We start from the raw sequence: 15,825 nt of genomic DNA, 5'->3' as shown, positions 1-15,825 counted from the left end.
TATTGAAGCAGCTGGCTGCTTCAATAGCTTTCTACACTATTTTATATAATACACCCGATAGGGAGATCATGATCAGGGTAGTGATTATTCCTCCGGCAAGACAAATCCCCATCGCCTCCCACCCATACTGGCGTTGCTTCTGCGCCAATAAGGGCTGCCCCGATTGTTCCAACCGTTTGATATAATGTACCGCTGCAATGTGGGTAAACACCGCTACCAGCGACAAGGTATAATAAGGAATGAAGAATAATTTTTGCGGGTAGTAGTTTGCCACGCCTGCCGCGAAATAAAAGTCGGTATTTACTTTCCATTGGAAACGCCCACGCAATACCGCCATTACATGGTATATCATAAAAAAGGAAAGATATAACCCACTTAATACCTGCATCACCACATAAAAAGGCTGGTGGATAAAGCCTTTCTTTATCACCAGGCTGATTCCACTCACTACCTGGAATGCCACACAACACAACAGCAATGCTTCCACCGGCCAAAACCGGTATACATGCCGCAAGGCATTCATAACCCTGATATGTAAAGCGGGACCACCCAGCGCACAGAGATGGTTACACACGTGCAGCAACAAAAACGAGGCGATAACGAGCCCGGTTAAACGATGTAATTTTTTTAGGGATATAGACATAACGTGAAATGAGGTTTGAAGATATCTTTTTATCGGTACAGTCATAGTACCGTTCGTGTATATTTCGGAATATAATAGGTTAACCCTCTCTCTATTTTTATCCAGACAATAATTATCTTTCCGGATATTTCAGACATGGCTAAAAAACTACCGCTATCTTTTTACCGACAAGACGATGTGACCAGTATTGCCAGGCAACTACTGGGCAAAGTACTGGTTACTTCTATAGACGGTGAACGCACGGCGGGCATCATTGTAGAAACGGAGGCCTATGCCGGCATCCGGGACCGGGCTTCTCATGCCTGGAATAATCGCCGTACCCAACGCACCGAAGTGATGTATCAACCCGGGGGACTGGCATACGTATACCTCTGCTACGGCCTGCACTATCTATTCAACGTAGTTACCAATGTAAAAGAGGTGCCCGAGGCGGTGCTGGTAAGAGCACTGGAACCGTTGGACGGCATCGCTGCCATGCAGCAACGTTACCCGCATAAAAACACGGTGAAGATGACTGCTGGTCCGGGCAGCCTTTGTAAAGCCCTGGGCATCGATGCCACGCTTAACAGCGAAAAATTAACTGGCGGTAACATCTGGATTGAAGATGCCCCTCCTCTACCCGATAATCAGATCCTGACGGGCACCCGCGTGGGTGTACAGTATGCCGGCGCAGATGCATTGCTGCCCTATCGCTTCTCCATAAAAGATAATACATGGGTGAGTAAAGGAAAAGGTTTGTAACACCGGCTCAATTAATCATGATTTTCCATCAAAAATGTTTCTCTACATTTGGATCCCAATACTTCATTTACCATGCGTTTTACTCTATTGCTGCTAACAATACTCAGCTACAGCATATTTGCGCAAGCCCAATCACTTTATATCAAAACTTTCGGGAAGCCTGGCAGTACTCCCCTCATTTTCATTCACGGTGGCCCTGCCGGCAGCGCCGTACATTTTGAAGCCACCACTGCGCAAAAGCTGGCAGACAAAGGATTTTACGTTATTGTATACGACCGTCGGGGAGAATGCAGATCAGTGGATGCCAACGCAGCGCTGACCTATGAAGAAGCATTCACCGATTTGAACAACATCTACCAGCAATATAAGCTGACAAAAGCCAACCTGGTAGGTTTTAGTTTCGGTGGACTGGTAACAACACTGTTTGCAGAGAAATATCCTGAAAAGGTGCAGGCGATTGTATTGTGCAGCGCCCTGTTTGCACAACAGACCACTTACAACCATATTTTGGATACTGTGACACGCATTTACCGGCAAAAATCAGATACCGAAAAACTGAGGGAAGTAGCCCTGGTACAACAATTAGATAAAAAGTCGGCACGCTACCGGAGCGAATGTTTCCGATTAGCCAGTGAAAACGGTTTTTTCCGGGTAGTCCATCCAGATCCCGAGGCACAGGAAATTTCGCGGGCTTATGACAACAGCGCGTTAAAACAAACAGATATCCGCAATAAAAATGCGCCGGAGCGCTTTTATAAAAACGAAACACGTGTGAATATTGATGTACAACCTGTGTTGGTCTTCCTGATCCGGGAAAAGCATATCCCGGTTTATGGCCTATACGGTAAGTTGGATGGTATATTTTCTACCGGCATGCTCCATCACCTGGAACAGCTACTGGGAACAAAAAATTTCAGGTATGTGGATAACAGCTCGCATTACCTGTATGCCGATCAACAGACAGTATTCCTGGATAGCGTAACGTGGTGGTTGAAATAAGTATGACATCATAAAAAAATCCCTCTTCCGCTAAAGGCGAAAGAGGGATTTTTAGTATCACGCATCTTTATTGGATCATTGGCTTATAACGTTCCCTGCTGTCATAGATTACCCAAAGGTTGACCAGCAGCATCGGTAAGGCAATTGTTAACCCGGAAGGTATATAAGTAAGGTTGGTTAACACCACGCCTACCATTACCGGCAGGATGATGATAGCGCCCAATGCCCTTGTTTTAGGGATGATAAAAAGCAAACCTCCTATTATTTCAATGGTGCCTACCAGCGGCATCAGCCAGGATATTTCCATAAAAGCGCCCATGGCCTTCATCATGGCAGGTGGCATATCTTTAGGTGGTGGCATGTAGTTAAGGAATTTATTCAGCCCTGCGTTTATAAACATGAGACCAAACAGCAGGCTCAATACAAATAGAATCTTGTTCTTCATAGTGGTAGTTTTGAACAAAGATATTTAATCCCTTAATAAAATATTCAGGGTGCTTTTGCCGTCCCAATTTTTTTCCGTGACAACTTTTCCTTTATTCGCCACTGTTACTTTTAGTTGTTTGCCGGCGCGCTTTACCACGATATCCATATCGGCCCCAAATGCCCGGATATGACGCAATGCCATATTGTTCCAGGCAGCCGGTAAACGAGGGCACATATCAAAACTGCGGAGCCCTGTTGGCACGATGCCAAAAAGCCCTTCGGTGATCACCCGGCAATACAACGCGCTTTCTGCCGAGAGGTGCCGCTGATCGCCTTCCGGCCAGGCTTCCACGGGGTAAGGTACATGCTCGCCGAGCAACCGTTGACGGGTATAGTAAGCCAGGTATTTCAGGGTAGTGTCGGTAGCGCCGGCGAAGAAGAGTCCCCGGAAAGCGTAGAGTGTAGACCGGTCCCAAAAGGTATGATCGCCGGCAGCGGTGAGGATACCGTTGTGTGTCCACAGGTAGGGCGACAACAATGCTTTCATCGTAGCATCTTTCCTTTCATTGATTCCCATCACCAGTGGTAAACAGATCCAGGAGCGCAGCACCGTATTTTCTTCATAGTAACGATAGGTATCGAAGCCCTGTACATTGTGCCCAAAAAATTGTTCGATGGCTTTACTCAGCTGTTGTGCCCGTTGGCGATACAAAGCAGCGGTATCCTTGTTGCCCAAAGCAGCGGCCAGGCAGGCAGCGCTCTCGTAGGCGCCGTATGCCAGCGCATTGGTAGAGAGATTGGCTTTACCGGCTGGAAACCGTCCCTCGAGCTCATCGGCATCGGAGGTAATAATGCCATCTGCTCTTTTATGCCGCTCCAGGTACTCCAGGCACCAGTTGATGAGCGGGTATAACTGCCTGGCCAATGCGGTATCGCCGGAGGCCAATGCGAACCGGGAAGCGCCATAGGCAATCATGGCCTGATCGCCACGATCGCCGGCGCCGTTCCAGTATCCATCTCCTTCAGCAATAATGGAACTGGGTATGGGTTTATATGCGTTGTTCATATACCCGGCAAAGAGCCGAAAGCTGTTTACGGCCGATTCATTGCCATTCAAATTACCCAGGAAGGGAAAAAATGGGTTGGCATATTCTGCCTGGTCGTTGGCCCAGATGGCCGCATAATAGGCGCCTCCACCGGGGCCATGCATCAGTCCTCCCCGGGTGTCGTAAATGCTTTCTGTAGCTCGTATTTTAGCGAAAGCAAATCCGCGGTTAAGCGTGTCATTGGGCGTTTCCAGCACCAGCGACTGTGTGAGCTGATGAATAAAAGCAGCGCGCTTTGCCAGCTCATATTCCGGGGAGATATAGCGGGGCAGTTCATTTGCCTTACGGGCGGTATAGATCACCGCGAGGCGATGCTTCTCCCCTGGCGCCAGTATAAAACTTCCATAGCCGCTTACGCAGGATTCGATGACATACTCGCCGTAAACGCCCTTGTCTGCCACTGTGTGGCGGGTGGTCTGCGAACTGTCGACTTCTATGCGACAGGGACGGCTGCCACTGTTAGTCAGTTCCCGCAACTGTATAAACCCGGCTTTATCTGTAGATGGAAATAGTATATCCGTTACTGTTATTCCTGTGTTGGTACGGGAATGTACCTGTAATAACCCTTTCAGGTAACAATCTGCCGGTATCATTTTCAGCGGCACGCCATCTGCCTTCATGGGTGGCAGCTCACTGCCATCGAAATCCGTTTTCAGGCTGGCATGCGTGTTATTGGGAATGGTGCGCAGCATGGGGAATACCAGCTGCTTCTTCAGCAACAATTCCTGCTGTTCATTTTGGCCGTAGGTAATGATGGCGGAGAGCTGCAGCCCGCTCATTTCGAGATGGTCGGTATGTGCAGGCCCCGGCTGTACTTTCCAGCGGATGCCACCGTCTGGTATCAGCTCCCAGCGGGGCGTTTGTGCCGATGCAAATTGCGCCGAGGCTAGCCAGCAGCCTATCGCCAGGCATCGTTTCAATATATTCATATATTAACAGTTTTTCACCGTAAAAACCGACACGGATAAATATTCAGACTCCCTTCCCGGGGTACCGGGCGGTAGTTGTCGGTAAAACGTGATAGCATCCGGCAACGGGAATTCAACGTGGCAGATTACTTATTCTTGTACTATAACACCGTTCACAGCTAGTTATCCAGGTAGCGTGGGGGCGAAATTAGCAGATAGAAAAATAAAAAACTTGCAGATATTATCTTCTTCTTCAAAGATATTGACTGTTAGCGGTCAAAATAAGCATATCCTTTTTAGGGTTGTTTATGGGTCGAGTCTTTTTGCACTGATATCCGGTAATCATTGGGAGTAATACCCTTTACGCCCCTGGGCTTTTTGTGGGTGGGTAATACGTAGATAGAATCAAAAACCCGCTCCTGCGGCCGGTTATCCTTTACGGCAGGCGAATCTACCGGGATAGCAGGTATTGGCTGCAGGTGGATAGAGTCTACCGGCGGTTGTTGAGGCAACTTATCGATCACGGATATACTGTCTTTTTTCATCAACGGAGGAAGCGGCAATACAGTTCCATTTCCTGGTGTTGGGTACAGGGATGAACTGTCGGCCGGGGCTACGGGTACCGGGGCTGTTTTTTCCGGCACAGGTGCTGGGGTTACTGTTTTATCTGCCGATGACTGGCTGTGTATATACCACCATATGGCCCCGATGAGCAGGGCAACGCCGGCGATGGTGAACCAGCCTTTTACGTTTATTTTAAATGGTTGAACAGGATTTTCCTTAGGCGTATCCACTACGGCATCCAATTGCATGTCAATGCTGGCCCAGATGCTGTCCGCCATATCAGGCACCGGCATCTCTTCCAGCTTTGCTGCTATTAATTTCTCGTATGGTGTGGTGTTATTCACTAATTTTTAATCGCTGTTATTTTCTGTTGAAGAATTTTTCTTGCCTCACTCAGGTGCCATTTGCTGGTCCCTTCACTAATGCCCAGCTGCCCGCCAATTTCTTTATGCGTGTAGCCGTCGATAGCGTATAACACAAATACGGCGTGGGTAGCAGGCGGCAGCTGTCTCACCAATTCCAGGATAGCTGCCGCATCTGTTTTCTCAATAATATCATTATTTACCACTGGTTCTTCTACGGTATCCAGTTCCAGGCTGGTAAACCGGCTCCGCTGCTTGATGTGGTCCAGCGATTCGTTGATGATGATCCGCTTTAGCCAGCCGTGAAAATTCCCTTTAGTGTTGTCGAATGTATGAATGCTCCGGAACATCTTTACGAATGCCTGCGTCAGGATATCGGCCGCCTCATGGGTGTCGGCAGCGTAGCGCATGGCAATAGCCATCGCAAAGCCATAGAACTGCCGGTACAGCTGCTCCTGTGCTTTCCTGTTGCCACTGCGGCATTCGATGATGATATGATGTAACGCTTGTTCCAGGAACTATTGAATCGTTTAATACTGATACCTCACTTTTCCAGATCAGCTGCTACTACCACTTTGCATCGTGGACTTTCCGTGCAAACAGGGCTGTTCCGATGGCGCTGATATTTAATTTTTCTGCTGGCTCCAGCTCATTGTAAAACCAGATATTGCGGTCGATCATATCTACAATGGCCACTACGCCGTCGCTGTTGCTCAGCTCATAGCCAGATAACAGTTTAAAAGGCAGCTTGCCGGTTTTCCCGTTACTTAACTCGGTTTTCCGGATACTCAACGGGTTAATATAGATGGTATCCTTTCCATTGGTGGCCAGCCCGCTGTCCTCCTGCTTTGCGTAGGTAAATGGGTTTGGGTCATGTTCTGCTTCCCGGTCGTATATATTCGTTACCATCAACTCCCAGTTTTTGTGACCTGGCACATTGCCGGTACCAATAATGGCGGAAAAAACGTACTGATAATGCTGTAATTGTTCAAAACTACTAAAGTAACCGGTTTCTTTAATCAACTGGTACTCCAGTTTCTTGGTTACCTGCTTCTCATTGGCATATACTTCCAGGGCATTCTTCCCGTCTGTTATCGTGTAACGGAACCTGGCTTTCTCCTTTTCTACGGTTTCATTTTTTTGTATCCCATATTTATTCAATATCAGATTTTGCAGGAAAAAGGCACGGCCGCCCCAGCCGGGGTAGCTTACATGCACTCCTCTTGTAATTTTCGACGTGCTGATATTGGCGAACGACATCTTATTCCCCCTTGCGCCATCTACGTGTTGCATGGTAGCCTGCTGCTTAAAAGCGTCTGGGATGGCTAATTTCATAGAAGTACCACATCCCACCAGGCAGGTAATTCCCATCATTAATACTGCATTTCTCATTTTACTTTGAATATCATCGGTTATTTACGCATTGTTTCCCGGAGATCGAATGTATTCACATTACTGATAATCATCAAATAACAGTCCTATATCCACCTCCTTCATCACTAATACCTTTGTTTTTAGGCAAAGGTTGGGTAACCGGCAAAAAAATATTTTTTATTTTTTCCCAACCATTTGGATCCCGGAGGAGGTACTACTATCAAACAATAGTTTTTCACCTACTCAAACAATATGTATGAAGACAATTACAATGAAATGGACCTTAATGGTATTAGTAGCAGGCAGTTTACTTTTTTCCTGCAAGAAAGAAAAAAGCAGCGACCCCACTCCCACCTGCAGCGTGAATATGGCAAATATTTCCGGGACCTATAAGCTCACCTCCCTCCAGTATAAGTCGAGCGCCAGCGCCACGCCGGTAGAAGAAACAGACTCCTGGGAGCCTTGTGAAAAAGATGATATCATTCTCCTGAAAAGCGATGGCACCTATGATTTCAAAGACCAGGGTACGGTTTGCAATCCTTCCGGTAATGAACATGGCACCTGGACTTTAAAAGGAAATACTTTAACGAGTAATGGGATATTAAAAGGTACCATAACGAGCTTCGATTGCAAAACAATGGTATATGTAACGGAAAATGTACTGGTACAGGGGGATAAGTATACTTTTACGATGGTAAAGCAGTAATTTAAAAGCCTTGCTGCTGACGCAGCAAGGCTTTTATGTTTTTATTTTATCTCGTCGATAGCTCTCTGTAGTACATTCACCTCGCTAAAGCAGCCCCATTTAGCCGCCTGTAAAAATTCCGACCCTGTGCTTATAAATGCTTTCCGATCCGGCCAAGAGTCTGAGAATAAACTCTCCCACCAAATCAGGTATCCATCATCGCGGCTTTTATTATTACCCAGATAAAAAAAGCAGCCCACTTGGGCTGCTTTTATATCGAAATAAAAACGACTTAGTACAAAGTAAATTCTACCCGTCTGTTTTGCTGACGGCCAGCCGCTGTTTTGTTGGAAGCAATCGGCTGCATAGATCCGTAACCGGTAGCTTCGATCCTTGAAGCGTTAGCACCTTTAGATACGAGGTAGGCTTTGATTGCCTCGGCACGTTCTTTAGACAAACGCATGTTGGTAGTAGCAGAACCGGTGTTATCGGTATGACCAGCCAGCTTCAGGCTGAAGTTTTTCTCCACCAGTAAGCTGGCTACCTTATCCAGGCTGGCAAAAGAAGTAGGTCTGATCGTTGCTTTGCCCAGGTCAAATTCCAGGTTATCGATCGCATCTTTCACTACTTTCTTATCGGCTTCTGTTACGATGATTTTCTCTTTTACCACCTGTACAGGAGTGGGCAGCGGACAACCGGCGCCATCTACCTTAGTACCTGCAGGTGTATTCGGGCATTTATCGAGGAAATCAGGGACTCCATCACCATCGGAGTCTGTTTTCATATCGGCAATTTCCTGTTTCAGTCCTGCGATAGCAGCTTTGTTTTGTGCATCGCTTGCTTCCAGTGAACTTTTCAGGGCTGCATTCCTATCCCATAAATCCATCGCTACCTGCGCAGCCGGATTTACTACGGCCAATTGTGGTTTCTTTTTGCTGCCAAGCGCAAATTCCACCCCTAAACGTGCTGTAGAAAATTTATCTTTATTACCGCTGTTTACGCCATCAAATACCTTGCTGTTAACAAAATTTACGTTGTACCCCAGGTCGATATTCACACCACGTGCTACATTAAACTTAGCGCCCACGCCTACCGGGATATATAATTCACGATGTGTTTTACTGCCATCGGAATTTAATACAGCAGTATGTGTACCATCGGTAGCAATAGCCGTTGGTTTAAAGGCGATAGCACCCGCACCCGCTGATACATAGGGTATGATGTAACTCTGTTTATTGATCCAGTTGATACTACCAAGGCTAAACACCCCACTCACGGAAGCAGCCCAGTCGATATCAGTTGTAAATTCATTGATACCTCCTGTAGCTACAGGTGTACCGGCTATATTAGTTAATGCCTGGGATGCCTTGGTGGTACCTTTCACCTGCCCTCTCAGGAAGTCGGCCTGCAGGCCGAAGTTGTGAAAGATCTGCTTTTTAACATAAGCACCGTACACCAAACCAGTATTCTTTAAGTCAAAGTTGTTGAAGTAGTAGGGACCACCAAACGGACCAAATGCTCCGGAGCCGCCGCCCCATGCACCCACAGACCAGGTACGGTAATCTCTTACACCATTAAACGGGGTTACACGGTCAACTTTATGCGTGCTATCCTGTGCAAATGCGGTTCCTGTCAATGCTAAAGCTGAAGAAGCCATCAAAAGCGACTTCCTGAATTTTGTAAACGTCGTCATAATAAAATGAATCGGGTTAAATAATAAATCAATTTCACACTACGGCATATAATAGTGGGTTCAACATAACATCGGGTACCTGAGTTAGAACACGGGGCACTTTGCAAACGCTGTGCCAACGTGTTGTACAAATGCATTAAAACGACTGTATTTCACCCCTTCAAATCTTATCTAACCCTTTACAGTATTGAAATACAATGGACCCTGGTTTTAAATTTCATATAGCCGTTTCATTTAAGAGCAATGACTATCTTTTCATGATTATAGTGGTTATTGATAACCTATTACCTTGCGTAAAACAAACAAAAAACTCATGCGATACATGAGTTTTTTTATTCTATTAAGAGAAAAAATAAATTGTTAATTAATCGCCTAAATATCCCCTCACAATGGCCAAATCATCTGTTGGTACAAGCCCCCAGTTCATCTTCACTTCCGTTACTTTCTGGCTCAGCATATGCTCATTTTCGTTGTAGGTATCATCTGTCAGCAGCCATGCTATTATATTGCCGGATGGCTCATAAATGTTGTTATCAAACCTGCTGAAAGTAAAAATACCATCTGTACACAGGCTGAAATTGATGATTCCCTTTTCCGACAATCGCTGTTGCTGGACACTAAACCAATGCTCAAAGTCTTCCTGCAAATGATATCCCAGGTAATCTGGTTTATTATCCTGGTCAAATTCGTATAAATTGCCATTTATATCAATCACGCCATCTCCTATACACATAAATTCTCCTGCTTTTTCTTTAGCGTCAATAACGGCGATTACCAGGGTGGTTAACAGTTCATTTCTTTCCAGTTGGAGAGTATTCTTCAATTGCTTTAGTTCGTGGAACAGTTGCCTTAAAATAGTTTTCAATAAATCCGGAAGTATAGTGGTGCGCTTCTCTGCAAATTCCCGAAAGGCTATTTCCTTAGCAACTTTTCGCAGGATCTTGCCCGTTAATGTAGCTACCAGGTAACTATCCTTACCCATAGAGCATCCGTCCATGACGGCACATAGCGTTTTCTCTGTGCCCAATGGGGCAGTTACCAGGTAATCTTCGCAATGATGGATGTGATGGGCGCCAATTTGAAGGGTCGTGTATAATTTCATATATTAGGATATGCAAGATAAATAAATCTGTCTACACCTTCCCATAAAAAAGACAGGGACGCCTCATGGGCGTCCCTGTCTTTACTGTAACGGTCAAATCACATTAACGACTATTTATTGCAAAGGATCGAAATCGCCTCCCCAGTTGTTATTTTGTTTAAACAGCGGGTTACGGTCTAATATCGTTTTAGGAATACCGTAAATATAGTATTGGTCTTTAATGGCAATATCTACCGCATCGGTGGCGATTACGGTGGAAGTAAACCTATTCCATACGGTATTGATATCTGACAGCGGCGCAACATCCGGTTGGCCGGTCTTCAGCAATACTGCAATACCATGGCGCTGTGGAAGTGCTCTCAGGTAATCAAACATCTTCCAGCGGCGTAAATCGTTCATGCGTTTATTTTCAAAACAGAATTCTACGAAACGTTCTTTCTGCATCAATTTGCGGATATCTGGCTGGGTGGCTGCTGTAATGCCATAATTGCCTAATGTACCAGGTACAACGCCTGCACGGGACCTGATTTGCTTTAATACATCCAATGCCACTGCTGTGTTGCCTACTTCATTGGCGCATTCGCCATAGTTCATCAACACTTCTGCGTAGCGGATTTCAATCCAGTCAACCGCTGCATTGTATACCGTACCTTTATCAACGGTTTTATCAATGGCCTTGATACGGTAAAAGCTGGAATTAGACCATAATGGGTCTTGGGTAACGGAGTTGTGTACTCCTTCCAGGCCGGTAGCACCGCTGTAAGCCGTGATGCTGGTAAAGTATGTCCACAGGTAGGTTTTATCATCGCGCATCCCTTTTAAATATTGATTAGGCGCTCCATTGTAGTAGATATTGGCATAAAAACGGTCATCCCTGTTGGCAAACAAAGTGTCGTAGCTTCTTGTCTGCGCTTCCCAGGCGGAACCGTCCTTCATTGGGAAAGCATTAACCAGTTCCAGTGAGGGCCGGTCATATCCTACGTCATCCTTAGACCAGTTCAACGGCATCAGACCACCCTGAAAATAAGTTGCCTGTGGATAGTTGAAACGGTGTACCATGACCACCTCTTTATTTAACTCATCGTCCCATATTTTGCTGTAAGGGGCGTACAATCCTTTTCCATGCGCATCTAAGAATTCTTTAGCTGCCTTGTTGGCGTCGAAAGCCTTTTGCCAGGAAGCCACTCCACCTAAACCATTAAATAAAGGGCTGGCATAAAATAACAGCACTCTTCCTTTAAAGGCCATGGCTACTCCTTTATCGATCCGGCCCATGTCATCGCCGGTGAAGGCATCAGGTAACAATGCAATCGCATCATCGAGATCTTTTAAAATCTGCGTCACACATTCGGAGGTTTTATTCCGTGGACGTTGCAATGTAGCAAGGTCTGAGGTAGGTGGTTGGGCTTCCAGGATCAGCGGCACCCCACCATAATTGCTTACCAGGTCATGGTAAGCCCAGGCTCTCCAGAACAGTGCCTGGCCTTTAATTTTATCTTTATCTGCCTGGCTGAAAGCTGCCTTGTCGATATTGCCGAGCAAAATATTGATGGTTCTTATGGGCGTGTAATCCGAGAAATTATTTTTAGAATCGAAGGTGGCTGTTCCCCTGAACCAGTCGTTGGTCTGCTTTTGATAAGGTACGCCCTCATCTGTTCCATTACCACTGCCAGACGTATTACCTGGCATGAGGTTGGAATAGATCTGGTTTAGATAAGCAGTGGCCATATTGACATCCGACCATACCTGGTCAGGGCCAACCGCAGAAAGGTTGGTTTTATCGAGTACCTTACTACAGCCGGTTAATAAAAACGGCGTCAGGGCGGCGAGTATAGCGGTATTTATTTTGTTCTTCATTTTTCTAAGCTTTTAATGTAAACACACATTTCTACAACCGGATATCAATTCCTGCGGTAAAGGTCTTCGTAGTTGGATAGCTCATAAACTGGGCTATTTCAGGATCGTATAACTTAAATTTGGTGATATTGAACAGGTTAGATCCGGCCAAAAATATCCTGACATCTTTCATCTTCACTTTGCTTAAGATAGCATTGGGCAGGCTATAATTGATGTTCAGGTATTTCATCCGTAAAAACCCGCCGTTGTATACGTTGAAATTGGATGTCCAGGTATACCCATATGAATGAGGATCACCCCAGGGGTATATTTTAGGTGTAGTCCCATTTGGATTATCCGTACTCCAGGAATCAGCGTGGTAGGCAGGCACTTTTCCGCCGCCACCAAAATTCCGGCCCCAGGCATCGTTATAGAAGATCTTATAGCCGGTGAGCCCGGAGAACAACGCCTCAATTGCAAAGCCTTTATATGATAAGGAAACATTCAGTCCATAGCTGATAGGCGCATGGTCTGCTCCGAAATAGTTACCTAACACTACCTGGTCGTAACTATCTACCTTATTATCTGGTTTGCCATTGGGACCGCTGATATCTGCAAATAACATATCTCCCAATGCCGGCGCTATACCGTTGATCGTGTAACCTGCTGGTAAATTGTCGAGGTCTTTTTGTGTACGAAGGATACCCAATGCCTGGTAGCCGGTTCCATAATTCAGGGGTTTGCCGTTAGGGTTGGCATATTCCTGGGTATTGGCGGCTACATCTTTCCGGATTACTTTATTGGCGGCATAGGTAAACATACCTTTCACATTGTAGCTAAAATTGCGGCCAATATTGTTATTGTATCCCAATTCTATTTCAATACCATGGGAACTTACTTTACCATAGTTTTCCGGAGGCAGGGTAGTTCCAAATTCATTAGGCACAGCCAGTATCCTGGATCCTAAGATATCGTAAGACTGACGTTTCCAGTAATCAAAGCTGAACCTGATATTCTTATACAGGGTAGCGTCTACGCCAACACCGGCAGAATTTGATTTTTCCCAGGTAAGGTTGCTATTGGGAAGACCACCATACCTTAGCAGTGGCGCAGGAGTACCATTAGCACCCAGGAAATAGGTACCACCCGAGATAATATACTGCTCCATCCATCTCCAACGGCTGTTAGGATCATCTTTATCCAGGATGTCGTTACCGGTAGTAGCATAGGATGCGCGCAGCTTTAAGAAATCAACAGCACGACCTACTGCTGATGAGTTGAAAAAGTTCTCTTTTGAAACTACCCAGCCACCGGATACAGATGGGAACCAGCCCCACCTTTTATCAGGTGCGAAGTTAGTAGAACCATCTCTTCGAACAGAGGCGCTAAACAGGTATTTGGCGTCGTAATCATAATTGATCCTTCCGATATAGGATAATCTTCCGATTTCTTTTTCACCACCGCCGGTTGACCAATCTGCGTTATTGGCACTGGTGTATAAAAACTGGTCAGAAGCTACCAGTGGGAAATTATATCGTGTTACGCCAAAAGCATTATTGAACCCTTCAAATTGTTCATACACAAACAAAGCGCCTATCGTGTGTTTTCCAAAAGTATTGTCGTAATTCACCTGTGTATTGAACTGATAGTTGTTATCCCTGGTATATGAATTTCCCAGGTAAGGGGTTCCCGGATCTCCACTCATGGTGGTACCGGTCAGGGTGTCGGTATATATCAGTCCATTAGGGCCTGTTTTCTTAAAATTGTATAGCAATTGTTTTTTGGCAAAAGTCTTTACATAGTTATTGTCAAAGTTTTTGCTATAAGTACCCTTTACACTCAGGCCTTTTACAAACGGTATTTTGTATTCGGCGGTAACGAGCGCATCTATCTGTTGATTGTTGTTACGCCAGTATCCACCGTTTCTCATCATCTCTATAGGATTTCCTAACCAACCTGGGTTATTAGGCTTACCATTGATGTAAGGACTAGCGAATACATCCCAGTACAGGAGCTTACCCCAAAGATTATTCAGGTCATCGGAGCCGTAGTCGTACGTAAAGTTGAAGCGGCTACGGGTACCGTAGCTGGTGCTCAGGTTCAAACCCAGCGTGAGGTTTTTCACCAGGTTGGCCTCCAGGTTACCACGCAGGTTATATTTCTTATAGTTTACCTGGGGCAGGAAGCCATTTTCGCTTACATAGGATCCACCTATATATCCCCTGATTTTATCGTTGCCACCGGAAGCGCTCAACGCGTAGTGCTGGCTGTTAGGATTGGTATATGCTTCCTTGTAATAGTTATCGCCATTGGGATTATTTTTCAGCACCCAGGCAATTTCCTCATCACTCAAACCGCCATTCACCGATTTCGATAAATTTAAACCGTCCTTTACCGGCATATACTTAGGCAGGGCGCCCACCCGTTGCGTATTATACGTAGCATTGAAATTAATAACAGCTGCCCCGCTTTTACCTGTTTTAGTCGTAACCAGGATGGCGCCGTTGGAAGAACGGGAACCGTAGATAGCCGCAGAAGCAGCATCTTTCAACACGGTAATATCGGCCACTTCATTCGGGTCCAATGCATCGAAGCTGGTTTTATCCCGTACTATTCCGTCAATTACATACAGTGGTTCCACGGCGCTGTTACTAAAAGAAGACGCCGATCTTACTTTTACTGTAGAGCCAATACCAGGGGTACCGGTAGGTGAACTGACAAAAACACCGGATAAACGACCTGCCAGTGTGTTAGAGAGGTTAGTAGCAGGAATCAGCGCAATGTCCTTCCCACTCATAGAGGAAACGGCGGATGTCATTTTAGCGCGCTTCTGCGTACCATATCCTACTACTACCACATCAGTTAATTCGGTAGTAGCTGTGCTCAACCTGATGGTAAGCGGAGAAGTTCCGGCCACAGCATAAGCGGTGTGAAAGCCGGTCATGGTCACCCTGATCCGGGCGCCGCTGGAAGTGGTCATTTCAAATTTACCATCCTGTTTGGTAACAGTTCCGTTCTTTACATTTCCGTCTTCGCTGACCGTTGCACCCGGGAGTGGCATTCCCAGGGAGTCGGTAACGATGCCCTTGACATTAATTTTGTTCTGTGCATACACCCGTGTAGCACACAGGAAGACCAGGCATAGGAGTGCCATGGCTCCTAGAAGCGATTTAGTTTGGTTCATAAAATTTAGGTAGTTAATCTGTGGAATTACTCGTTCATTGTCCGACCAATAATAATTCTAATCACTATCAAAGATCTTATCTTGATAAGCAGGATACAACTCTTAATTTGACTATTACAAATGGTATTTTTGCAGTCTGCCAACCAACTGCTATAAGTACATTATACCCGGAATATAAAGAGAGGAAGGAGAAGAAAGGAGG

The 15,825-nt window shown here is 45.7% G+C and carries 13 protein-coding genes; 3 read left to right on the top strand and 10 right to left on the bottom strand.

What is annotated here, in order from left to right:
• Positions 1 to 31 precede the first annotated feature (31 nt).
• On the bottom strand, positions 32 to 643 hold the full coding sequence (locus FHW36_RS15550; protein ID WP_145670486.1) for a hypothetical protein: 612 nt from the start codon (positions 641 to 643) through the stop codon (positions 32 to 34).
• A 135-nt stretch (positions 644 to 778) separates the two neighbouring features.
• On the opposite strand from FHW36_RS15550, the gene FHW36_RS15545 reads away from it, so the two are divergent.
• Together FHW36_RS15545 and FHW36_RS15540 are read left to right on the top strand one after the other, a co-directional pair.
• The gene (locus FHW36_RS15545) at positions 779 to 1,384 is read left to right on the top strand and encodes a DNA-3-methyladenine glycosylase (protein WP_145670485.1); all 606 of its coding nucleotides are present in this window, start codon (positions 779 to 781) and stop codon (positions 1,382 to 1,384) included.
• 72 nt (positions 1,385 to 1,456) lie between these two features.
• Positions 1,457 to 2,383: an alpha/beta hydrolase gene (locus tag FHW36_RS15540; protein ID WP_145670484.1), complete on the top strand. Its 927-nt coding sequence runs from the start codon at positions 1,457 to 1,459 to the stop codon at positions 2,381 to 2,383.
• 67 nt (positions 2,384 to 2,450) lie between these two features.
• Here FHW36_RS15540 and FHW36_RS15535 read toward each other — a convergent pair whose 3' ends face one another.
• The 5 genes from FHW36_RS15535 to FHW36_RS15515 form a co-directional block, all read right to left on the bottom strand.
• Positions 2,451 to 2,828: a DoxX family protein gene (locus FHW36_RS15535; protein WP_145670483.1), complete on the bottom strand. Its 378-nt coding sequence runs from the start codon at positions 2,826 to 2,828 to the stop codon at positions 2,451 to 2,453.
• Positions 2,829 to 2,852: 24 nt separating this feature from the next.
• Complete coding sequence (locus tag FHW36_RS15530) at positions 2,853 to 4,844, bottom strand: glucosidase family protein (RefSeq protein ID WP_145670482.1); 1,992 nt, start codon at positions 4,842 to 4,844, stop codon at positions 2,853 to 2,855.
• A 275-nt stretch (positions 4,845 to 5,119) separates the two neighbouring features.
• Positions 5,120 to 5,731, bottom strand: a complete 612-nt coding sequence (locus tag FHW36_RS15525; RefSeq protein ID WP_145670481.1) for a hypothetical protein — start codon at positions 5,729 to 5,731, stop codon at positions 5,120 to 5,122.
• Positions 5,731 to 6,240: an RNA polymerase sigma factor gene (locus tag FHW36_RS15520; protein ID WP_262713398.1), complete on the bottom strand. Its 510-nt coding sequence runs from the start codon at positions 6,238 to 6,240 to the stop codon at positions 5,731 to 5,733. Before FHW36_RS15520 ends, FHW36_RS15525 begins: the two co-directional genes overlap by 1 nt.
• Before the next feature lie 76 nt (positions 6,241 to 6,316).
• Positions 6,317 to 7,141, bottom strand: coding sequence for a hypothetical protein (locus tag FHW36_RS15515; protein WP_145670479.1), 825 nt, complete (start codon positions 7,139 to 7,141; stop codon positions 6,317 to 6,319).
• 238 nt (positions 7,142 to 7,379) lie between these two features.
• Between FHW36_RS15515 and FHW36_RS15510 the strand changes: the two genes are divergently transcribed.
• Positions 7,380 to 7,829 carry a lipocalin-like domain-containing protein gene (locus FHW36_RS15510; protein ID WP_145670478.1) on the top strand — a complete coding sequence of 150 codons (450 nt, stop codon included), beginning with the start codon at positions 7,380 to 7,382 and terminating at the stop codon, positions 7,827 to 7,829.
• 271 nt (positions 7,830 to 8,100) lie between these two features.
• Here FHW36_RS15510 and FHW36_RS15505 read toward each other — a convergent pair whose 3' ends face one another.
• From FHW36_RS15505 to FHW36_RS15490, 4 genes are all read right to left on the bottom strand, one after another.
• A complete protein-coding gene (locus FHW36_RS15505) occupies positions 8,101 to 9,501 on the bottom strand; it encodes an OmpA family protein (RefSeq protein ID WP_145670477.1) in 1,401 nt (466 codons plus the stop codon).
• A gap of 364 nt (positions 9,502 to 9,865) precedes the next feature.
• Positions 9,866 to 10,603, bottom strand: coding sequence for a protein phosphatase 2C domain-containing protein (locus FHW36_RS15500; protein WP_145670476.1), 738 nt, complete (start codon positions 10,601 to 10,603; stop codon positions 9,866 to 9,868).
• Between the two features lie 114 nt (positions 10,604 to 10,717).
• A complete protein-coding gene (locus tag FHW36_RS15495) occupies positions 10,718 to 12,460 on the bottom strand; it encodes a RagB/SusD family nutrient uptake outer membrane protein (RefSeq protein ID WP_145670475.1) in 1,743 nt (580 codons plus the stop codon).
• A 31-nt stretch (positions 12,461 to 12,491) separates the two neighbouring features.
• Complete coding sequence (locus FHW36_RS15490) at positions 12,492 to 15,623, bottom strand: SusC/RagA family TonB-linked outer membrane protein (RefSeq protein ID WP_145670474.1); 3,132 nt, start codon at positions 15,621 to 15,623, stop codon at positions 12,492 to 12,494.
• Positions 15,624 to 15,825: the final 202 nt, after the last annotated feature.

Source organism: Chitinophaga polysaccharea, assembly GCF_007829335.1.
GTDB lineage: Bacteria > Bacteroidota > Bacteroidia > Chitinophagales > Chitinophagaceae > Chitinophaga > Chitinophaga polysaccharea_B.
This window is presented reverse-complemented; position numbering and strand designations above follow the sequence as displayed.